Here is a 19,792-nt window from a genome sequence, read left to right on the forward strand (position 1 = left end):
ACGGCCCTCCACAAGCCATGAGGAACTCATGTCCGCCTTCAAGCCACTCGTCTTTTCGGGCGTCCAGCCGACCGGCAATCTGCATCTCGGCAATTATCTCGGCGCCATCAAGAAATTCGTCGCCCTCCAGGAACAGTCCGACTGCATCTATTGCGTCGTCGACCTGCATTCGCTGACGGCGCAGCTCGTCCACCAGGATCTCGGCGACCAGACGCGCTCGATCACCGCGGCGTTCCTGGCCTCCGGCATCGACCCGAAGAAGCACATCGTCTTCAACCAGTCGCGGGTCATGCAGCACGCCGAGCTCGCCTGGATCTTCAACTGCGTGGCGCGCATCGGCTGGATGTACCGGATGACGCAGTTCAAGGACAAGGCCGGCAAGGACCGCGAGAACGCCTCGCTCGGCCTGCTCGCCTATCCGAGCCTGATGGCTGCCGACATCCTGCTCTATCGCGCCACCCATGTGCCGGTGGGCGAGGACCAGAAGCAGCATCTGGAGCTCACCCGCGACATCGCCCAGAAATTCAACAACGACTTCTCCGAGAAGATCGCCGCGCTCGGCGTCGGCGTCGAAATGCAGGTCGGCGAAGAGACGGTGAACGGTTACTTCCCGATCACCGAGCCGGTGATCGGCGGTCCGGCGGCGCGCATCATGAGCCTGCGCGACGGCTCGAAGAAGATGTCGAAGTCGGATCCGTCGGATCTCTCGCGCATCAATTTGACCGACGATGCCGACACCATCTCGAAGAAGATCCGCAAGGCCAAGACCGACCCGGAGGCCTTGCCGAGCGAGATCGACGGGTTGGAAAGCCGGCCCGAGGCCGAAAACCTCGTCGGCATCTATGCCGGCCTCGCCGAGATCTCGAAGGAAGACGTGCTGAAGGAATATGGCGGCCAGCAATTCTCCGTGTTCAAGCCAGCGCTGGCCGACCTTGCCGTGGAGAAGCTGGCGCCGATCGCTTCCGAGATGCGCCGCATCGAGGGCGACCGCGCCTATGTCGACGCCGTGCTCAAGGATGGCGGCGACCGCGCCCGCGCCATCGCCGAGGGCACGATGAAGACGGTGCGCGACATTGTCGGCCTGTTGCGGGACTGATCCAACGACCTCGTCGGACCATTGCCGCGCCGACCGGCGGCTTGCCGCCGGTCGGCCGCAGTGGCAGATTGCGGCCGAAACCATACCGAGCAGATAGACATGGTCTCCAAACGCCTCAGCCGCGAAGCCGGCCATCGCAGGAAATTCCTGACGATCATCGACGATACGCCGGAATGCGAGCGCGCCGTCGCCTATGCCTCGAAGCGGGCGCAAAGCACCAGCGGCGTGCTGGTGCTGCTCTATGTCATCGTGCCGGACGATTTTCAGCATTGGCTGGGGGTCGAGAAGATCATGCGCGAGGAAGCGAATGCGACGGCGCGCGCGGCGCTCGACGGCTATGCGAACAAGGTGCGCCAGAAGCTCGGCATCGAACCGGAGCTGGTCGTGCGCGAAGGCAAGCCCACGGAAGAAATCCACAAGCTGATCGAGGAAGACCAGGACATCGCCATCCTGGTGCTGGCGGCCGGCGCCGGCAAGGAAGGCCCTGGACCACTGGTCAGCGCGGTTGCCGGCCGGGGAGCGGCCTTCCCCATTCCAGTCACAGTGGTGCCGCAGAATCTGTCCGACGAGGAGATCGACAGCCTGGCTTGACTTGCGGAGGCCATCCGGCCGGAGCCGGTTTCCCGTCTGAAATTCGCGGTGCTGCCCAGATCCAAGCCGATCCAAGAACAACGCGACCCTTGGCCGGCATTTGCAGCGCGCCATTTGGAATCGTCATATGCGACATTCCAACGGCGAGCCTATGGACAAACCAAAGCAGCACGCAGCCCGGCGCGGAAGATCGAGGGCGAAAAGCAAGGATGGCGGATCGTCGGCGCGGCTGCGCTCGCCGCCTGCACGAGCCCAGGAGAAAGCCCGGCAGGCGCCTCATGCGCAACAGGAGCGCAAGCAGCGCGTGCTGGCCAAGGGCCATCCGGCGATGGTCGACAGCATCGCCGGCGCGATTACCGTCAAGAACCTCGATATCTATTACGTCATCGCCTCCAACGCGCAGATACCCGTGAAGGACGGGCACGGTTTCGGGCTCTATTTTCACGACTGCCGGTTCGTCGGGGGTTATCAGATGACCTTGGGCGGTCTGGAACCGGTCGTCTTGGCCTCGACCGCGCAGAAGGGTTACGCGGCGCTTTTCGAACTGACCAACCCGGACCTTCATTCCAAGCGGGGCCGGTTGATCCCCAAGGACGAACTCGGCATTCGCTGGGAGCGCATCCTGGACGCCGAACAGACTTGCGTGAGGGAAATCGTGACCGTCCAGAACCTGGGACACGAGGCGCATGACTTTCCGCTGACCTTGCAATTCGGCGCCGGCTTCGAGGACATCTTCAATGTGCGTGGGCTGGTGCAGCAAAATCTCGGCAGGGTCGCGCGGCCCGCTTGGCGGGACGGCAGGCTGCATTTCGTCTATCACGGCGCCGACCGGCTCCGCAGGATGGCGACGATTGCGTTCTCGCCCCGGCCCGATGCTTCATACAAGACGACGGCCGAATTCCAGATCGACGTGCCGGCGGGAGCCACGCGAACGATCGCGGTCACGATCGAGTTGAATGAACAGCCGGAGGACGCCGAGGCAGACCGACTGAACCAGCGCCCGGCGGCCACGCTCGAAGGCCTTGCCGGCAAACTCCAGACAAACTCTGAAGAATGGCTGGAGCGGCATACGAAGCTCGACAGCGACAGCTTTCTGCTCAACAGCATCATGGACAGATCGCTGCGCGACGTGGCGATGCTGCGCTCGGAATTGGGGAGCCGTGAATATTTTGCCGCCGGCGTGCCCTGGTTCGCTGCCCTGTTCGGCCGCGACAGCCTGATCGTCGCATTGGAGATGCTCGCCTTTCAGCCTGAGATCGCCGCCCAGACCTTGCGCCTCCTGGCCAACTATCAGGGAAGCCGGACGGATCGATGGCGGGAGGAACAGCCAGGCAAGATCCTGCACGAGCTGCGGGTCGGCGAACTCGCGCGCGCCGGCGATGTCCCTCATGCCAGGTTCTACTGCACGGTGGACGCCACCCCGCTCTTCTTGCTGCTTCTCGGCCGCTACGCCGCCTGGACCGGCGATCTCGACCTGTTCCGCGAATTGCAGGTACCGGTGGAAAAGGCACTGGACTGGATCGCCAAGGCCGGAGACGATCACGGCAAGGGCTATCTGAAGTATCGGAGCATGTCCGCCGAGGGCCTGATCAACCAGGGATGGAAGGATTCCGGCGATGCAATCGTCAGGGCCGATGGCGACCTCGCCAAGCCGCCGATCGCGCTTGTCGAGGCGCAGGGCTATGTCTTTGCAGCCAAACAGGCCATCGCCGATCTCTATGAGCGCGATGGCGAACCCGGTCGCGCCAAACAGCTTCGCCAGGAGGCCGACAGGCTTCGAAGACGCTTCAATCACGATTTCTGGTGTGAGGAGAAGAGCATCTTCGCGCTCGCGCTTGAAGCGAGAGGCCGGCAAGCCGCGGTCGTTTCATCGAACCCCGGCCACGCGCTTTGGTGCGGTATCGCGGACCGCGACAAGGCTCGCCGGTCGGTGGCGCGGCTGATGCGGGACGACATGTTCAATGGCTGGGGCGTGCGCACGCTTGCCGCCTCGGAGCGGCGCTACAATCCTGTCGGTTATCATCTCGGAACGGTCTGGCCACATGACAATGCGCTCGTGGCCGCCGGCTGCAGGCAATATGGCGAGGACGACGCGGCGCTGCGGATCTTCACGGCGGTCGCCGAGGCGGCGATGCATTTTCGCCATCACCGGCTGCCTGAAGCAATGGCAGGCTTTCCACGCGCGGATTTCCAGGTGCCGGTACACTATCCTGTGGCTTGTCACCCTCAGGCCTGGGCGGCCGGAGCCGTGCCCTTTCTGCTGACGGTCTGCCTGGGCCTGGAACCCGACGCCTTCGCGAACAAGCTGCGGATCGTGCGGCCGCGACTGCCCGGTTTTGTGAACCATATCGAGCTTCGCGGACTGCGCGTCGGCAAGGGCAGCGCCGATCTCGAATTCAGGAGAACGGATACCGGCGCCGAGGTCGATATATTGCAGACGAGTGGACAACTGACCGTCGAAGTTGGAGGATGAGGGCTGCCACGGTTCGGATACCTCGCCGTGGCAAAAACATTCCGCCAGCCAGCCGTTCGGGCGACGCGTTTCGCTTGAATGTCCAGCCGATAGAGCCTATTTAGAATTATTCCAAACTATCGGCCCGGGAAGGGCCTGGAGATACTCATGTTCATCCAGACCGAATCGACGCCGAACCCGGCGACGCTGAAATTCCTGCCGGGCAAGGAAGTGCTGCGCGAAGGCACAGCCGATTTCCGCAACGCCGAAGCCGCGGCGGAGGCCTCGCCGCTGGCCGGCCGCCTGTTCGAGATCCCGGGCGTCACCGGCGTCTTCTTTGGCTATGATTTCATCACCGTGACCAAGGACGGTCCGGACTGGCAGCACCTGAAGCCGGCGATCCTCGGCGCCATCATGGAGCATTTCATGTCCGGCGCGCCGGTCATGGCCGCGACCGCTCCGGCGAGCCAAGCGGGTGAGACCGGCGAGTTCTACGACAAGGCCGACGAAGAGCTGGTGCTGACCATCAAGGAACTGCTCGACACGCGCGTGCGCCCGGCCGTTGCCCAGGACGGCGGCGACATCACCTTCCGCGGCTTCGAGAACGGCACCGTTTTCCTGCATATGAAGGGCGCCTGCGCCGGCTGCCCGTCGTCGACGGCAACGCTGAAGCACGGCATCCAGAACCTGCTTCGCCACTTTGTTCCGGAAGTCCAGCAGGTCGAGCAGGTCGCCTGACACCCATTGATAGTTCTACCCTGCTGACCATCTGGCTCGGTTTTCTGCGCTTCCGGTGCTCACGTACTTAAATGTACGCTCCGCTCCGGTTCTCGAAAACCAAGCCATATGGATCCAGCAGGGCGAACTCTCAAAAGGGCGCCGCGCCGCGATACTCAAGCAAACCGCAAAAACAAAAAACCGGGCCCCAACAGCCCGGTTTTCTGTTCTTGGACGTCTTGTTGTTGCCTAGACGGTCCGCTTGCGAAAGCTTTTAGCCTCGGCCTTCGTGATCACATCACGATGACCTTGGCGCCGACCGACGTGCGGTCGTAGAGGTCGATAATGTCCTGATTCATCAGCCGGATGCAGCCCGACGACATCGCCTTGCCGATCGAGAACCATTCCGGGCTGCCATGCAGGCGGTAGCCCATATCGCCGCCCTTGTTGAAGAGATACATGGCGCGCGCGCCGAGCGGGTTCTTCAGGCCCGGCTCCATGCCGCCGGCGAATTTGGCGAGCTCGGGCTGGCGCTTGATCATCTGCGAGGGCGGCGTCCAGGTCGGCCATTCGCGCTTCAGCGCGATATGGGCGGTGCCGTGCCATTCAAAACCCTCGCGGCCGACGCCGATGCCGTAGCGCATCGCCATGCCGTCGCCCTCGATGAAATAGAGGAACTTGTTCTGCGTATCGACGATGATGGTGCCCGGCTTCTCCGGCGAATCGTACCGCACTTCCTGGCGGTGGTACCTGGCGGGGACCTTCTCAATCGGGATGCGCGGCAGCTGATAGCCGGCATCGCTCATCGCGCCATAGTTGTTGGTGAACATTTGCCCACCGATGGTGCTGCACCCGCTGATCGCGGTCGACAACGCAAGAGCGGCGAGGATTGCAAATGACTTCAAGCGCATGAATAGGTCCGACGCCCCGTCTCAATAACAGCGGCACGAGTCGGCCGCTTTCTTGCCATCATTCATGCTGGCATTTCTTTTGCTTGCCAAGCGCGCACTGCCTATATGCATGACCTTACGTGCCGGTAAGTGCCCAACTGCGGTATTTCCGCAACAGGCCTCACAGGATTGTGAAGCAAAATCAATGGGGCGGCTCACAGTGCCGCCAGGGACTGAAGGAGAGCGCCATGAATGTTGGTGATGCCGCCGAGCGTTCCGGCCTGCCGGCCAAGACCATCCGCTACTATGAGGAGATCGGCCTGATCCGTCCGGCGCGGGCCGAGAACGGCTATCGCGATTACTCCGGCGACGACATCCACCGGCTCGCCTTCCTGCGCCGTGCGCGCAATCTCGGCTTCTCAATCGACGATTGCAGGCAGCTGATGGCGCTCTATCAGGACCGCGGCCGCGCCAGTCACGACGTGCGCGAGATCGCCGCCGCCCATGTCAAAGCAATCGAGGAGAAGGTGCGCGAGTTGCAGTCGATGCGCTCGACGCTGCAGACACTGATCCACGCCTGCCACGGCGATGAGCGGCCGGACTGCCCAATCCTGGATGACATGGCGGGCGCGGCCTGAGAACGGCGACCTGTCAGCGCTTCCAGAAATCGCGGTGCGGTGCGAGCAGCTCGTCCGCGATTTCGGGGAACGGGCCGAAGACCTCGATCTTCTTCTGGCCGGAGGCGAAGACGGTGCGCGAGGCGAGGTTCATCGTCGGATTCTCCGAGTGATCGCCGGTGAGCGCCAGGAGGCTGGTTTCCTCGACCCCGTAGACCAGGTGCCCGATATTCGCCCAGTACATGGTGCCGGCGCACATCGCGCACGGTTCGAAGGTCGAGACCAGCGTGCATTGCCACAGGAATTCCGGCTCATAGGCCGCCGCGGCGCGACGGGCCAACTCGGTCTCGGCATGGCGCACCGTGTCGAGATTGCCCTGCCGCATCAAAACGCGGTCGTCCGGCCCGACCAGCACGCAGCCGAACGGATGATGCCCATGCGCCGCCGCCTCGCGCGCGACGGCGTTGGCGGACCGGAGGTGGGCGAGCATCTGGTCGCGGGTCACGGGAAAATTCCTTTCATGGCGACATTGCTGCCATGAGGCATGACCAGCAAGGCTAATCTTCTCTGAACCACGGCTCAAGCATCTACTTGGCTTTGCGCTCCACCCATTCCTGGTTTGGTGCTATTTTGACGATCCCTACAATGAGATTGCCGGTATGGCCATCCAGGAGGACATCGAACGGGTCGAGCAGCATATCCGCGAGATCGAACAGCGGATCGAGCGCCAGCGCGCGGTCATCACCCAGGCCGAAGAAAACGGCCTCCCGACCGACGGCCCGAGCAACTTCCTGTGGTTCCTGAAAGAGACATTGAGTCTGAGCCGCGACCATCTGGCCAGGCTTCTGGCGGATGAATTTCGAGCGGGGGATTCGCAGTAAGGATGCGGCATTTGTCCGGTGGCTGGGTTGAGTCGCAGTGGACGCCCTAGCGTGTCGGCGGCCCCTTGTAGAGATACCGGAGCGGGAAGGCTACGATCACGCCTAAAATCGCAATCAGCAGAAACCAATAGAGATATGGGTCTTCAACCCTATCCAAGGTTGCCAGGCCACCGCCATGCTTTGGGATAGTCGCCTTCCCGGTCCATAGCCAGAGGGCGACGAATGCGCCGCCAACAAATGCCTCAGCGATGAGGATACCTTTAATGATTGGTGAGTGCTGACTTTGGTCGGCCATGGCTGCTCCTGAATTCGCGTAAGGTGGCATAGCTTGGTTTGCCAAATATATAATCGCCGGGTTCAAACCGTGAACAAAATCTGGCATGGTGCCTCCCATGCCCATCGTTTCCCCGATTCCCCTCAACCCGCTGATCGACGGCCGCCAGTCGGAGCGCGCCATGCTGGTGCGGCGCGGCGTGCAGCGGCTGCTCACCGAAATGGGTGCGCATGTGCTGCCGGAGCTTTCCCTGGCCACAGGCCGACGCGCCGATCTCGTGGCGCTGACCAGGCAGGGCGATATCTGGATCATCGAGATCAAATCCTCGATCGAGGATTTCAGGGTCGACCGCAAATGGCCGGACTATCGGCTGCATTCCGACCGTTTCTTCTTTGCCACCCATCCCGGCGTTCCACAGGACATCTTCCCCGAGGAATGCGGCTTCATCCTTTCCGACGGCTATGGCGCGGAGATCCTGCGCGATGCGCCCGAACACCGCATGGCGGCTGCGACGCGCAAGGCGCTGATGTTGCGCATCGCCCGCGCGGGCGCCGCGCGGCTGCTGGCGGCGGAGCTCGCCGGCGTCGCGGTGCCGGCGCTGGATGGCGAGAGCGAGTAGATAAGGCCGGACTTAAGCCAGCCCCTGCGCAAGGCCAGCGAGAATTTTCGTCCCGACCGATGATTTCCGCTGATCCCCTTTGTCTTCACCTACAGGCGCGTCCGGATGGCCGGCGGCCTGGAAAAGAGGTGACAAATGAAATCGTTGCAGAATCAGAATGTCGTCGTCGTCGGAGGCAGTCGGGGTGTCGGCCGCTCGATCGTGGAAGCAGCGCTTGGCGAGGGAGCGACCGTGCTCGCGGTCGCCCGTGGCGCCGCCGACCTCAAGCAGCTTGCCTGGGAACGCCCGGGCTTGAGGACGCTTAGCACGGACGCGACGGCGGAGGGGGCGCCGCAAGCGGTTTTCGATGCGCTGGCACCCGACGTGCTGGTGGTCTGCGCGGGCGCGCTCGCCCCTTCGGCGCCGATTCCGGAGCAAAGCTGGGAGGTCTTCTCGGCAAACTGGGAGATGGACGTCAAGGCATCGTTCCTGTTTTGCCGGGAAGCGCTCAAGGGCCGGCTCAAGCCCGGAGCTCGTGTGCTGCTGATCGCCAGCGGCGCCGCCATCAGCGGCGGCCCGCCGAATTCCGGCGGCTATGCCGGCGCCAAGCGCATGCAGATATTTCTGGCCGGCCATTGCCAGAAGGAATCGGACCGTCTCGGCCTCGGCCTGCGCTTCATGGCGCTTTCGCCGGCCCGCATCATGCCGGGCACCGGGGTCGGCGATCGCGGGATCGACGGCGTTGCCGCCTATATGGGCATCCGTCCGGCCGACTTCCTGGCCAGCATGAGCGACATGCAGACGCCGGCCGATGTCGGACGGGCGGTGGTGCAGCTCGCGACGGGCAAGCCGCAAGGCAGCTCCTTCACCGTGAGCGGCAGCGGCCTTGCGGCGGCGGCATGAGGCGCGCAGGATGGCGGCCGAATTCAGCACCCCGGACTCCGCATGACTGACGCCTTCGGCCCTATCGAGCCTTTGGGCCGGCCAGGCCAGCCGGCCCTCGACCGGCTGGCCTTCGAGCGCCTGACCGTCGCCCATCGCCGCGCGCTGAAGCTCCATTGCTATCGGATGATGGGCTCGCTCAACGAGGCCGACGATCTCGTCCAGGAGACGTTCCTCAAGGCCTGGCGCGCGCGGTCGCAATTCGACGGACGCGGCTCGGCGCGCGGCTGGCTCTACAGAATCGCCACCAACAGCTGCCTCAACGCGATCAAGGCACGGTCGTCGGCGCGGCGCATTCTCGAGCAGCCCGAGCGGCCGCCCTCCGAAGAAAGGGCGACCGGCGGCCCGGCCACCGAGCTCGCCTGGCTGGATCCGTATCCGGACGCGGAACTGCCCGACATTGCCGACGACGGGCCCGGCCCGGAAGCGCGCTATGAGGCCCGCGAGGCCGTCCGGCTCGCCTTCGTCGCGGCGATCCAGCTGTTGCCGCCGAGGCAGCGCGCGGCCCTCTTGCTTTGCGACGTGCTCGGATGGTCCGCCCTCGAGACCGCGCAATTGCTGGGCGGATCGACCGCCTCGATCAACAGCGCCTTGCAGCGGGCCCGCGCGACGCTGGGCGGACACTACCCACAGGGGCGCCCGCCGCAGCGGTCACGGCCCAGCTCGGACGAAGGCCTGCTGCTCGAACGCTATATGCGGGCGTGGCAGGCCGACAATCTGGACGGGCTCGTCAACCTGCTGCGCGAGGACGCCATCTATCACATGCCGCCCTGGCGGGAATGGTACCGCGGACGCCCGGCAATCGGCGCTTTCCTGGGAAGCGTCTGGGGCAATTTTGCCGGCTATCGCGCGGTGGCCATCGGCGCCAACGCCCAGCCGGCCGTGGGCGTCTACGCGCTCGGCCGCCAGGATTCCATGTGGCAGCCGCATTCGCTGCATGTCCTCGAAGCCGCCGACGGCAAGATCGCCGCGCTGACCATCTATGTCCCGCCGCTCGGCCCCAGTCTGTTCGCGGCCTTCGGCCTGCCGCCGGAGCCTCGCGGTTAGTTCAGATCTTCTTCCACTCCGCCAGCCCCCGGCGCCAGGAGCAGCACGGCGGCGCCCAGCAGCGCGGCGATCAGCGAGCCCGCAAGGATGCCGACCTTCACCGCGTCCTGCAGCGCCGGGTCGCCGGCGAAGGCAAGCAGGCCGATGAACAGGCTCATGGTGAAGCCGATGCCGCAAAGCAGCGAAATGCCCAGCATATGCAGCCAGCCGGCATTGGCCGGCAGGTCGGCGAGGCCGAACCGGATGGCCAGGGCCGAGGAGCCGAAGACGCCGACCAGCTTGCCGAGCACCAGGCCGGCGGCGACGCCGAGCGTCAACGGCTCGACAAGGGCCGCGAAGCTCAGGCCGCCGAGCGAGACTCCGGCATTGGCGAAGCCGAAGATCGGGATGACGAGGAAGGGCACCAGCCTGTGCAGGCCATGCTCCAGCCGGTGCAGCGGCGAGTGCTCGAGATCGTGGCTGATGCCCGGAGAACGCTCCAGCGGGATGGTGAGGGCCAGCGCAACGCCGGCCAGCGTGGCGTGCACGCCCGACTTCAGCACCAGCACCCACAGCAGCGCGCCAAGCAAGAGATACGGCCAAAGCTTCATGGCCCGCATGCGGTTGAGCACGACCAGCAAGGCGATGACGACGAAGGCGGCTGCCAGATAGGCGAGCGACAGGCCGCCAGTGTAGAACAGCGCGATGATGATGACGGCGCCGAGATCGTCGATGATGGCCAGGGCGGTGAGGAAGACTTTCAGCGAGGCCGGCACGCGGCTGCCGAGCAGCGACAGCACGCCGAGCGCGAAGGCGATGTCGGTGGCGGTGGGGATCGCCCAGCCGGAGAGCGCCGCCGCATTGTCGCGGTTGATCAAGACATAGACCAGCGCCGGCACCAGCATGCCGCCGGCAGCGGCGATGCCGGGCAGCACGCGGCGCGGCCAGGTCGAAAGCTGCCCGTCCAGCACCTCTCGCTTGATCTCCAGCCCGACCAGCAGGAAGAACACCGCCATCAGCCCGTCATTGATCCAGTGCGAGACGCTGAGCGGTCCGAGATAGGCGTGCAGGACGGCGAAATAGGTTGCCGCCAAAGGCGAGTTAGCGACGATCAGCGCAAGGGCTGCGGCCACCATCAGGATGATGCCGCCGGCGGCCTCGCCGTCGAGGAATTCACGCAGGATCGATTTCGGCTGGTTGTCTTGCATATGCTCTCCCTGACCCCGCCTGTTCAGCCTGGAACCCGTAACCCAATGATGCGCAACGTCCGTGGCGATGCAAGGCTTACAGGACAGCGCATGCTTGGAAAATCAGCTAAAACCCCTGCGCCTCGTCATCCACGGGCGAAGCAAGGAGCGAAGCGACGCGGCGCGGACCCGAGGATTCATTCCGTTACCTAAGCCGTAGAGCGCGGCGGTGCAGAATTCTGAATCGCTGCGGCGCATCGACGTCACGGAATGGATCCTCGGGTCTTCGCGTCCGCTTCGCCCGTGGATGACGACGCTGATTCAGCGCGGCGCGCGTTTGGCCAGGATCCGCTGCAGGGTGCGCCGATGCATGTTCAGCCGGCGCGCCGTCTCGGACACGTTGCGGTCGCACATTTCGTAGACGCGCTGGATGTGCTCCCAGCGCACGCGGTCGGCCGACATCGGGTTTTCCGGCGGCGCGGCGCGCTGGCCTGAGGTCCGGGTAAGCGCGGCGAAGACGTCGTCGGCATCGGCGGGCTTGGAGAGGTAGTCGATGGCGCCGAGCTTCACAGCGGTCACGGCGGTGGCGATGTTGCCGTAGCCGGTCAGGATGATGGCGCGGGCGTCGTTGCGTCTCTCGCGGATGGCCGCGACGACATCGAGGCCATTGCCGTCGCCGAGCCGCATGTCGACCACCGCATAGGCCGGCGGATGGGCGCGCGCCTTGGCGACCGCCTCCTCCACGCTCTCGGCCGTCTCGACCACGAAGCCCCGGGTCTCCATGGCCCGGGCAAGCCGGGTGAGGAAAGGCTTGTCGTCCTCGACGATGAGCAGCGAGGTGTCCTCGCCCTCGACCATTGCACCAGTCGTTTCGTCTCCGCTCATCTTATCGGCATCCTGCTGACTTGAACCACCTCGCCCCGAAACGAATTCTAGCGAATGCGCCTTAAGTCCTTGTTTCCGGGCATGCCGTTTCCCAAAAAGCTGCACGGTTTTGGGCGACATGCCTTACTTTTACGCAGATACAGTCCCGCAACGGCAATGTCCAATTTTTACAGCCGGCAACAGAGCTGCCATGCAGTAATTGCAGGGTTTAGGCATTGTCGAACATGGTGGCCGAGGCATGGTCCTGGTTGAGGAAGACGCCGCGCGGCCACGCGATCTGCACCACCGCGCCTTCGCCAAGCCCGCTCGAATTGCGGAAATCGATGGTGGCGCCCGACCGTTCCAGCAAGGTCTTGGCGATGAACAGCCCTAGCCCCAGGCCGCCGCCGGCCTCGGTGCCCTGGCGCGTCGACATATAGGGCTCGCCGATGCGGTCGATGATCTCGGCCGGAAAGCCCGGCCCGTCATCGGTGATCGAGAAGATGACCTTCTCATTGTCCCAGCTCCAGCTGACGGTGACCGACTTGCGGGCAAAATCGACGGCATTCTCGACCAGGTTGCCGAGCCCGTAGATGACGCCGGGGCTGCGCTGGCCGACCGGCTCGAGGCCGATACGCTCGCCGGGCCGCAGCCGGATCGAGATGCCGAAATCGCGATGCGGCGCCGTCACCTCCTCGACCAGCGAGGTGAGCGGCATGCGCGACAGGTGCGCCTCGCCTTCCGAGGAAAGGCTGGTCAGCCGCTTCAGGATCTCGCGGCAGCGCTCGCTCTGCGAGCGCAGGAGCTTCACGTCCTCGCCGTATTTCGGGTCCTTGCCGAGCGCCTTTTCCATCTCCTTGGCGACGACGGTGATGGTGGCCAAAGGCGTGCCGAGCTCGTGCGCGGCTGCAGCCGCCAGCCCGTCCAGCGCCGACAGATGCTGCTCGCGCTGCAGCACCAGCTCGGTGGCGGCCAGCGCGTTGGCGAGCAGGCGCGCCTCCGCCGCGACACGGAAAGCATAGATGGCGGTGAAGGCGATCGAGGCGAACACCGCCATCCACATGCCGGCGACATAGATGAACGGCATCGGCAGCGGCGCGTCCTCATACCAGGGCAGCGGCAGGTGGAAGAACACCAGCAGCGTGGCGGCTATCATGACCAGCGCGCCCAGCACCGCGGTCATGCGCAGCGGCAGCGAAGCGGCCGAGATGACGACCGGCACGGAAAGCAGCACGCAAAACGGATTGGTCAGGCCGCCGGTCATATAGAGCAGGCCGGTGAGCTGGATGCCGTCGAAGGTGAGAATCGCGAAGGCCGAAAGCGGGGTCAGGCGGTGCGCCGCCGGATAGCGGAAGGTGAGCCACAGATTCATCCAGGCCGAGCAGGCGATCAGCGCGAAGCACATCGACACCGGCAGCGGGAATTTCAGGCCATAGGCGACGACCAGCACGGTCAGGCTCTGGCCGACGATGGCCAGCCAGCGCAGACGGATCAGCGTGTTGAGCCGCAACCGCTGGCTTTGCTGGGAATCGGGCGCTCGCAGGATGTTGATCATCGACTTACGATTATAACCGCGGGAGGGTAAGCGCTAGTAGCGCTGTAAAGGCGACTTGAGCGATTGGCAGCCGGTGTTTCATCGTTCGTCTCGGCTCGCCATCATGAACATTCGGGATTGGCCGAGGCCCTCGCGACTTCGTCATCCACGGGCGAAGCCGAGCGCAGACCCGAGGGCCCATTCCGTTACCTTGGCCGTAGAATGCAGCGGAGCAGAATTCTGAACCGTGGCAACGCGTCGACGTCACGGAATGGATCCTCGGGTCTGCGCCGCGTCGCTTCGCTCCTTGCTCCGCCCGTGGATGACGAAATGACGGGCGTTCTCGCCAATCACGAAGGCATGCGGTTCGCTCGGCAAGCCCGCCGCACGCCTACGTCCCGCGCGGCTTTGCGCGGCTGGTGGCGGCCGCCTGGAGCGGATTTTCCGGCCAGACATGTTTCGGATAGCGGCCGCGCATGTCGGCGCGCACATCCGCCCAGGAGCCGCGCCAGAAACCGGGAAGATCGCGTGTCGTCTGGATCGGGCGGTGCGCCGGCGACAGAAGCTCTAGCGTCAGCGGCACGGTGCCGTTGGCGATCGCCGGATGACGGTCGAGACCGAAGAGCTCCTGCACACGGACCGCAAGCACCGGCCATTCGCCGTCATAGCGGATCGGCACGTGGCTGCCCGACGGCGCGTCGAAATGGGTCGGCGCCAGCGCGTCGACCTTGCGCTGCAGGTCGTGCGGGACCAGCGCCGTGAGCGCCGAAGACAAAGTCGTCGGCTTGATGGCCGCGAAAGAGGCGTCGCCGGAGAGAAAGGGCAGGAGCCAATCGTCGAGGCCCTCGACCAGCGCTTCATCCGAGACGTCGGGCCAGGGCGCTCCGAGGCCGCGATGCAGCCAGCCGAGCCGCTGCCGCAACGTCTCGGCATCCTTGCCCCAATCGAGCAGCGACAGGCCGTGCTCCCGTAAAGCATTGAGGATGGCCTGATCGGCATCGGCGCCGGACGGCGCCGGCAGCATGCGCTCGGATACAGCAATGGCGCCGAGCCGCGCGGTCTCGCGCATGCGCACGGCGCGGCGCTCACGGTCGAAACTCGCCTCGCGCTTTGTCTCGATGCGATCGCCAAGAGTGGCGCGGATATCGGCTTCGCCGACCGGCGCGGCGGCGGTGATGCGGGCATTCTGCGCCTTGCCCTGCAGGTCGGCGACCACAAGCCAGGTTTCATTGGCGAGCGGATCGGCGGCATCGACCATGGCGCCCGAACCATTGGCGAGCACAAAGCGACCGCGCTCGCCGCGCGCTCTTGCCACGCGATCCGGCCAGGCATGGATGAGGAGCGAGCCGGCGGAGACAGCCTCGCCGCCCTGCCCGCCACCCGCCTGTCTGGCCAAACGCGCGGCGAGCTGGCGGGCGGCGTTGGCGCGCGGCGATTTCTCGCCGCGAAAGCGGATCAGCCGCCGCTCCAGGTCGGCGCTGTCGCCGCCCAGCCCACGCTCGGTCAAAAGCACGGCGAGCATGGCCGCTTCCCGTGCATGGCCCATCTTCGCCGCTTCGGCCACCATATGCGCCAGCCGCACCGGCAGCGCCAGCTTGCGCATGGCGGCGCCCGCCTCGGTCAGCCGGCCGGCATCGTCGATGGCATGAAGCGCCTTGAGCAGCGCTCTCGCCTCGTTGAGCGCCGGGGCCGGTGGCGGATCGAGGAACGAAAGGCTCGACGGATCGGCGACACCGAAGGCGGCGCAGTCGAGCAGCAGGCCGGACAGATCGGCCTCGAGGATTTCCGGCGGCGTGAAGGCGGAAAGCGACGCGGTCTGCTCGGCCCGCCACAGGCGAACCGCCACTCCGGCTTGAGTGCGGCCGGCGCGGCCGGCGCGCTGGTCGGCCGACGCCTTGCTGACGCGCACCGTCTCAAGCCTGGTAAGGCCGTTCGCCGGCTCGTAGCGCGGCAGCCGCGACAGGCCGGAATCGATGACGACGCGCACGCCGTCGATGGTGATCGAGGTCTCGGCGATCGAGGTCGCCAGCACCACCTTGCGGCGGCCGGCCGGCGCCGGCCTGATCGCCGCGTCCTGGGCCCGGTTGTCGAGCTGGCCATAGAGCGGAACGATGTCGGTGTCGGCGGCGACATTGCCCTGAAGCCGCTCGACGGTGCGCTCGATCTCGCGCTGTCCGGGCAGGAAGGCGAGCACGCTGCCCTGCTCGCCACCCAGGGCCGCGCGTACGGCCTTGGCCATGGCGTCCTCGATCGCCACGCCGGCCGGCCGTTCGTCGTAGCGGACCTCGACCGGGAAGGCGCGGCCCTCGCTTTCGATCACCGGCGCCTGCGCCAGAAGCCGCGAGACGCGGGCGCCGTCGAGCGTCGCCGACATGACCAGCAGACGCAGGTCCGGCCTCAGCGCGCCCTGCACGTCGAGCGCCAGCGCCAGGCCGAAATCGCCGTCGAGCGAGCGTTCGTGGAATTCGTCGAAGATCACCGCCGAGACGCCCGGAAGTTCCGGGTCGTCGAGGATCATGCGGGAGAGCACGCCTTCGGTGACGACCAGGATTTTCGTCCGCGCCGATATGCGGTTCTCCATGCGCATGGCATAGCCGACCGTGCCGCCGGGTTCCTCGCCGAGCAGCTCGGCCATGCGGCGGGCAGCGGCGCGGGCGGCCAGCCGGCGCGGCTCGAGCAGGACGATCTTGCCTGTCCCCAGCCATGGCGCGTCGAGCAGCGCCAGCGGCACCAGCGTCGTCTTGCCGGCGCCAGGCGGCGCCACCAGCACGGCGCTGCTGCGCTGCGAGAGCGCTTCGCCGAGCGCCGGCAGCACGGCTGTGACCGGAAGCTCCGGCAGGGGTTTCGTCGTCATCTGGCCCGCATATCAGCGGTCGCGGTCGCCATGCAACGTGTGAGACCGGTGCAAGCTCAAAGCCTGGTGCGCGAAAACGGGTTCCAGCGCACGGTGCCGAGCCTCACCTCTTCGCGCACCATCGTCAGCAGGCCCGAGGCGCCGACCACCGCCAGACCGACCAATGACAGCCAGTCGGGATATTCCTGGAAGAACAGCGCGCCGAGGATGACCGCCCAGACGATCTGCGAGTAATGCGTCGGCGCGATGCGGTTCGCGGGCGCATATTTGACCGCAAGCAGCTGCAGCAGTTGTCCGCCGGCAGTGAAGACACCGGCCAGCATCAGCCAGACCAGTTGCCCGAGATTGGGGAGCGAGAACGACGTCGCGGCCGCGCCGACGCCGTTGAAGACAAGGCCATAGCCGACCAGCGCGCCGAGAATGGTCGTGCGCTTTTCCTGCTGGGCGAGCGAGCGCATCAGGATGACGCTGGCGGCGGCGAGGAAGGCGTTGGCGAAGGCGGCAAGATGGCCGAGATGCAATTCGCGAAAGCCCGGCCGCACCACCAGCATGACGCCGACGAAGCCCGCGACGACGGCCAGCCACCGCCACGGACCGACCTTTTCCTTCAGGATGACGGTCGACAGGATGGTGACCAGCAACGGCGCCAGGAAGATCAGCGCGTAGACTTCCGCCAGCGGAATGGTCGTGAAGGAAAAGACGCTGAGCACGCCCGACGCGATACCCGCCAAGGCGCGCGCCTGCACCGCCCATGGCCTTTTGGTGCGCCAGAAGTCGCGCCAGCGTTCATCATTGGGCTTGGTGAAGAACAGAAAGCAGCCGGCGAACAGGGTCGAGAAGAAGCCGATCTCGAAGACGGTGAACTGCCCGCCCAGGCTCTTGATAACGGCATCGCTGCCCGAATAGCTTGCATAGGCGATCAGGGCGAGCAGGATTCCGTTCGGCACGTTTTTCCATTTCCGGGAGAGAGTAGCTTGAAAATATTGGCGCTCGGTGCACATCCGGACGACATCGAGATCTTCATGTTCGGTACGCTGGCCGCCTATGCGGCGCAAGGCGCAGAACTGACCTTTGCCGTGGCCACGGATGGGGCCAAGGGCGGCAAGAGTGATGCCACGGTCCTTGCGCGAGTCCGCCGCGAGGAGGCAACGGCGGCGGCAGCACTACTTGGTGCCGCGCCACGCTTTCTCGACTTTCCCGACGGCGAGCTGGTGGCCGATGCCGCGCTGATCGGCGCGCTGAAAACGCTGATCCGCGAGACCGGGCCTGACCTGGTGATCACGCACGCGCCCTACGACTACCACGGCGACCACCGCGCCCTGTCCGATGGCGTGCGCATAGCGGCGTCCTTCGCCGTCCCGGTGCTGCATGCCGATACGCTCGGCGGCACCAGTTTTTCGCCGACGCATTATGTCGAGATTTCGCATCACTGGGAGATCAAGGCGAAAGCGATTCGCGCGCACCAGTCGCAAGGTCCAGAGCACTATGTGCACAGGGCGCGCCTCCAGAACGAGTTTCGCGCCGGACAATGCAACGGGGCCTCCGGCACGCTGGCCGAGGCCTTCCGCTTCGAGCCGACTTTCCCCTTCGCCGACATACGCGCGCTCCTGCCGCCGGCGCCGCCGATCCGGCCGCTGACGGCAAGCCCTGGCCCCGCCGACCGGGCCGGCTGACCGCGGCGGACCATAGCGCCGGCGATCATTTCCCAACGATTTCAATCACCCGTTTCGCCATGCTGCGGCGCAGCAACGAATTCGCTTGCGTTGTTTAGTAAAAATGGCATCACTAAACAAATTACTAAACATCGGCGGCGCATCGCGCACCATGTTTGGGCCCTCGGAGGAGCGAGGGTTGAGGGGCTCTTGAAACCGTCATCCGGACGCGTTTCGCAAATGGGAGGTAAGGCATGAAATCGACCTTGAAACTGGCGTTGGGACTGGCCTCGGCGATCTTTGCGTCGACAGCCGTCTCGAACGTCGCGCATGCGGAAGACCTGACGCTGTGCTGGGCGGCCTGGGATCCGGCCAACGCGCTCGTGGAACTGTCGAAAGACTTCACCAAGGAAACCGGCATCGGCATGAAGTTCGAGTTCGTGCCGTGGACCAACTACGCCGACCGCTTCCTCAACGAGCTCAACTCGCATGGCAAGCTCTGCGACCTGATCATCGGCGACAGCCAGTGGATCGGCGGCGCCGCCGAGAACGGCCACTACGTCAAGCTGAACGACTTCTTCGACAAGGAGAAGATCAGCATGGACGATTTCGTGCCGGCAACGGTGGTCGGCTATTCCGAATGGCCGAAGAACACGCCGAACTATTGGGCGCTGCCGGCCATGGGCGACGTCGTCGGCTGGACCTATCGCAAGGACTGGTTCTCCAAGCCCGAGCTGCAGAAGGAATTCAAGGAAAAATATGGCTGGGACCTCGCCCCGCCGACCACCTTCGACCAGCTGAAGCAGATTGCCGAATTCTTCCAGAAGCGGCAGATCGACGGCAAGACGGTCTATGGCGCCTCGATCTACACCGAGCGCGGCTCGGAAGGCATCACCATGGGCGCCATGGACGTGCTCTACAGCTACGGCTTCCAGTATGAGAACCCGAAGAAGCCCTACGAGATGGAAGGCTTCGTCAACTCCGAGAAATCGGTGAAGGGGCTGGAGTTCTACAAGGCGCTCTATGACTGCTGCACGCCGCCCGGCGCTTCCAACAGCTACATGGGCGAAGGCGTCGACGCCTTCAAATCCGGCCAGGTGGCGATGCACATGAACTTCGCCTTCACCTGGCCCGGCCTGCAGAAGGACGAGAATGTCGGCGGCGACAAGATCGGCTATTTCGTCAATCCGAAGGGTCCCGACGGCGACCAGTTCGCGCAGCTCGGCGGCCAGGGTATTTCGGTGGTTTCCTATTCCGCCAAGCAGGAATCGGCGCTGAAATACATCAAGTGGTTCGCCAACAAGGACGTGCAGGCCAAGTGGTGGTCGCTCGGCGGCTATTCCTGCCTGAACTCCGTCGTCAAGGACCCGAAGTTCCCGTCCAGCCAGCCCTATGCGCAGGCCTTCCTCGACTCCATGGCCATCGTGAAGGACTTCTGGGCGGAACCCAGCTACGCACCGCTGCTGCAGGCCTCGCAGAAGCGCTTCCACGACTATGTCGTGGCCGGCCAGGGCTCGCCCAAGGACGCGCTCGACGGGCTGGTCAAGGACTGGACGCAGGTGTTCCAGGACGATGGCAAGATGTAGTCCGGGCAAGATGTAACCGCTCCTCCCGAGC

19 protein-coding genes are annotated in these 19,792 nt (G+C 65.0%); 11 read left to right on the forward strand and 8 right to left on the reverse strand.

Features of this window, described 5'->3' with window-relative positions:
• The first annotated feature begins 28 nt into the window (after positions 1-28).
• The 4 genes from trpS to FJ956_RS09710 all read left to right on the forward strand — a co-directional run bounded on the left by trpS (position 29) and on the right by FJ956_RS09710 (position 4,877).
• A complete protein-coding gene (gene trpS / locus FJ956_RS09695) occupies positions 29-1,096 on the forward strand; it encodes a tryptophan--tRNA ligase (protein WP_140682912.1) in 1,068 nt (355 codons plus the stop codon).
• Between the two features lie 99 nt (positions 1,097-1,195).
• Positions 1,196-1,687, forward strand: coding sequence for a universal stress protein (locus FJ956_RS09700; RefSeq protein ID WP_140647347.1), 492 nt, complete (start codon positions 1,196-1,198; stop codon positions 1,685-1,687).
• Between the two features lie 151 nt (positions 1,688-1,838).
• Positions 1,839-4,160 carry an amylo-alpha-1,6-glucosidase gene (locus tag FJ956_RS09705; RefSeq protein WP_181170352.1) on the forward strand — a complete coding sequence of 774 codons (2,322 nt, stop codon included), beginning with the start codon at positions 1,839-1,841 and terminating at the stop codon, positions 4,158-4,160.
• 147 nt (positions 4,161-4,307) lie between these two features.
• A complete protein-coding gene (locus FJ956_RS09710; RefSeq protein WP_140546707.1) occupies positions 4,308-4,877 on the forward strand; it encodes a NifU family protein in 570 nt (189 codons plus the stop codon).
• A gap of 272 nt (positions 4,878-5,149) precedes the next feature.
• On the opposite strand, the gene FJ956_RS09715 is transcribed toward FJ956_RS09710, so the two are convergent.
• Positions 5,150-5,767, reverse strand: a complete 618-nt coding sequence (locus FJ956_RS09715; RefSeq protein WP_140682918.1) for a L,D-transpeptidase — start codon at positions 5,765-5,767, stop codon at positions 5,150-5,152.
• A 227-nt stretch (positions 5,768-5,994) separates the two neighbouring features.
• Between FJ956_RS09715 and cueR the strand changes: the two genes are divergently transcribed.
• Positions 5,995-6,384 carry a Cu(I)-responsive transcriptional regulator gene (cueR, locus tag FJ956_RS09720; protein WP_140682921.1) on the forward strand — a complete coding sequence of 130 codons (390 nt, stop codon included), beginning with the start codon at positions 5,995-5,997 and terminating at the stop codon, positions 6,382-6,384.
• Positions 6,385-6,397: 13 nt separating this feature from the next.
• On the opposite strand, the gene FJ956_RS09725 is transcribed toward cueR, so the two are convergent.
• Positions 6,398-6,868 carry a nucleoside deaminase gene (locus FJ956_RS09725; protein WP_181170353.1) on the reverse strand — a complete coding sequence of 157 codons (471 nt, stop codon included), beginning with the start codon at positions 6,866-6,868 and terminating at the stop codon, positions 6,398-6,400.
• A 154-nt stretch (positions 6,869-7,022) separates the two neighbouring features.
• Between FJ956_RS09725 and FJ956_RS09730 the strand changes: the two genes are divergently transcribed.
• Positions 7,023-7,244 carry a hypothetical protein gene (locus FJ956_RS09730; protein ID WP_140682923.1) on the forward strand — a complete coding sequence of 74 codons (222 nt, stop codon included), beginning with the start codon at positions 7,023-7,025 and terminating at the stop codon, positions 7,242-7,244.
• 46 nt (positions 7,245-7,290) lie between these two features.
• Here the strand turns inward: FJ956_RS09730 and FJ956_RS09735 are convergent, their stop codons facing one another.
• On the reverse strand, positions 7,291-7,626 hold the full coding sequence (locus tag FJ956_RS09735; RefSeq protein WP_140682925.1) for a hypothetical protein: 336 nt from the start codon (positions 7,624-7,626) through the stop codon (positions 7,291-7,293).
• Positions 7,627-7,636: 10 nt separating this feature from the next.
• Between FJ956_RS09735 and FJ956_RS09740 the strand changes: the two genes are divergently transcribed.
• The 3 genes from FJ956_RS09740 (at position 7,637) to FJ956_RS09750 (ending at position 10,105) form a co-directional block, all read left to right on the forward strand.
• Positions 7,637-8,137 carry an MmcB family DNA repair protein gene (locus tag FJ956_RS09740; RefSeq protein ID WP_164772367.1) on the forward strand — a complete coding sequence of 167 codons (501 nt, stop codon included), beginning with the start codon at positions 7,637-7,639 and terminating at the stop codon, positions 8,135-8,137.
• 135 nt (positions 8,138-8,272) lie between these two features.
• Positions 8,273-9,019: an SDR family NAD(P)-dependent oxidoreductase gene (locus FJ956_RS09745; protein ID WP_140682927.1), complete on the forward strand. Its 747-nt coding sequence runs from the start codon at positions 8,273-8,275 to the stop codon at positions 9,017-9,019.
• A 42-nt stretch (positions 9,020-9,061) separates the two neighbouring features.
• Entirely contained in the window at positions 9,062-10,105 is a 1,044-nt protein-coding gene (locus tag FJ956_RS09750; protein WP_140682928.1) for an RNA polymerase subunit sigma-70, read from the forward strand.
• Here the strand turns inward: FJ956_RS09750 and nhaA are convergent.
• The 5 genes from nhaA to FJ956_RS09775 form a co-directional block, all read right to left on the reverse strand.
• A complete protein-coding gene (gene nhaA / locus FJ956_RS09755) occupies positions 10,102-11,292 on the reverse strand; it encodes a Na+/H+ antiporter NhaA (protein WP_140682930.1) in 1,191 nt (396 codons plus the stop codon). The genes FJ956_RS09750 and nhaA overlap by 4 nt on opposite strands.
• A 300-nt stretch (positions 11,293-11,592) precedes the next feature.
• Positions 11,593-12,156 (reverse strand): ActR/PrrA/RegA family redox response regulator transcription factor, encoded by a 564-nt coding sequence (locus FJ956_RS09760; RefSeq protein ID WP_140682932.1) that lies wholly within the window; start codon positions 12,154-12,156, stop codon positions 11,593-11,595.
• Between the two features lie 208 nt (positions 12,157-12,364).
• Positions 12,365-13,690 carry an ActS/PrrB/RegB family redox-sensitive histidine kinase gene (locus FJ956_RS09765; RefSeq protein ID WP_140682934.1) on the reverse strand — a complete coding sequence of 442 codons (1,326 nt, stop codon included), beginning with the start codon at positions 13,688-13,690 and terminating at the stop codon, positions 12,365-12,367.
• Between the two features lie 370 nt (positions 13,691-14,060).
• Positions 14,061-16,523, reverse strand: a complete 2,463-nt coding sequence (gene hrpB / locus FJ956_RS09770) for an ATP-dependent helicase HrpB (protein WP_140682936.1) — start codon at positions 16,521-16,523, stop codon at positions 14,061-14,063.
• Positions 16,524-16,579: 56 nt separating this feature from the next.
• Positions 16,580-17,470: a DMT family transporter gene (locus FJ956_RS09775; protein WP_140682937.1), complete on the reverse strand. Its 891-nt coding sequence runs from the start codon at positions 17,468-17,470 to the stop codon at positions 16,580-16,582.
• A 27-nt stretch (positions 17,471-17,497) separates the two neighbouring features.
• Here FJ956_RS09775 and FJ956_RS09780 point away from each other — a divergent pair, with 27 nt between their 5' ends.
• Together FJ956_RS09780 and FJ956_RS09785 are read left to right on the forward strand one after the other, a co-directional pair.
• Entirely contained in the window at positions 17,498-18,196 is a 699-nt protein-coding gene (locus FJ956_RS09780; protein ID WP_140682939.1) for a PIG-L deacetylase family protein, read from the forward strand.
• A gap of 233 nt (positions 18,197-18,429) precedes the next feature.
• Positions 18,430-19,761 carry an ABC transporter substrate-binding protein gene (locus FJ956_RS09785; RefSeq protein ID WP_140781959.1) on the forward strand — a complete coding sequence of 444 codons (1,332 nt, stop codon included), beginning with the start codon at positions 18,430-18,432 and terminating at the stop codon, positions 19,759-19,761.
• Positions 19,762-19,792 lie beyond the last annotated feature (31 nt).

Source organism: Mesorhizobium sp. B2-4-3, from assembly GCF_006442815.1.
Taxonomy (GTDB): Bacteria; Pseudomonadota; Alphaproteobacteria; order Rhizobiales; family Rhizobiaceae; genus Mesorhizobium.

Bases quoted from the DNA above. Each gene is read 5' to 3' on its own strand.
- trpS (WP_140682912.1), top strand. From the start codon at position 29: ATGTCCGCCTTCAAGCCACTCGTCTTTTCGGGCGTCCAGCCGACCGGC.
- FJ956_RS09700 (WP_140647347.1), top strand. From the start codon at position 1,196: ATGGTCTCCAAACGCCTCAGCCGCGAAGCCGGCCATCGCAGGAAATTC.
- FJ956_RS09705 (WP_181170352.1), top strand. From the start codon at position 1,839: ATGGACAAACCAAAGCAGCACGCAGCCCGGCGCGGAAGATCGAGGGCG.
- FJ956_RS09710 (WP_140546707.1), top strand. From the start codon at position 4,308: ATGTTCATCCAGACCGAATCGACGCCGAACCCGGCGACGCTGAAATTC.
- FJ956_RS09715 (WP_140682918.1), bottom strand. From the start codon at position 5,767: ATGCGCTTGAAGTCATTTGCAATCCTCGCCGCTCTTGCGTTGTCGACC.
- cueR (WP_140682921.1), top strand. From the start codon at position 5,995: ATGAATGTTGGTGATGCCGCCGAGCGTTCCGGCCTGCCGGCCAAGACC.
- FJ956_RS09730 (WP_140682923.1), top strand. From the start codon at position 7,023: ATGGCCATCCAGGAGGACATCGAACGGGTCGAGCAGCATATCCGCGAG.
- FJ956_RS09735 (WP_140682925.1), bottom strand. From the start codon at position 7,626: ATGCCAGATTTTGTTCACGGTTTGAACCCGGCGATTATATATTTGGCA.
- FJ956_RS09740 (WP_164772367.1), top strand. From the start codon at position 7,637: ATGCCCATCGTTTCCCCGATTCCCCTCAACCCGCTGATCGACGGCCGC.
- FJ956_RS09745 (WP_140682927.1), top strand. From the start codon at position 8,273: ATGAAATCGTTGCAGAATCAGAATGTCGTCGTCGTCGGAGGCAGTCGG.
- FJ956_RS09750 (WP_140682928.1), top strand. From the start codon at position 9,062: ATGACTGACGCCTTCGGCCCTATCGAGCCTTTGGGCCGGCCAGGCCAG.
- nhaA (WP_140682930.1), bottom strand. From the start codon at position 11,292: ATGCAAGACAACCAGCCGAAATCGATCCTGCGTGAATTCCTCGACGGC.
- FJ956_RS09760 (WP_140682932.1), bottom strand. From the start codon at position 12,156: ATGAGCGGAGACGAAACGACTGGTGCAATGGTCGAGGGCGAGGACACC.
- FJ956_RS09765 (WP_140682934.1), bottom strand. From the start codon at position 13,690: ATGATCAACATCCTGCGAGCGCCCGATTCCCAGCAAAGCCAGCGGTTG.
- hrpB (WP_140682936.1), bottom strand. From the start codon at position 16,523: ATGACGACGAAACCCCTGCCGGAGCTTCCGGTCACAGCCGTGCTGCCG.
- FJ956_RS09785 (WP_140781959.1), top strand. From the start codon at position 18,430: ATGAAATCGACCTTGAAACTGGCGTTGGGACTGGCCTCGGCGATCTTT.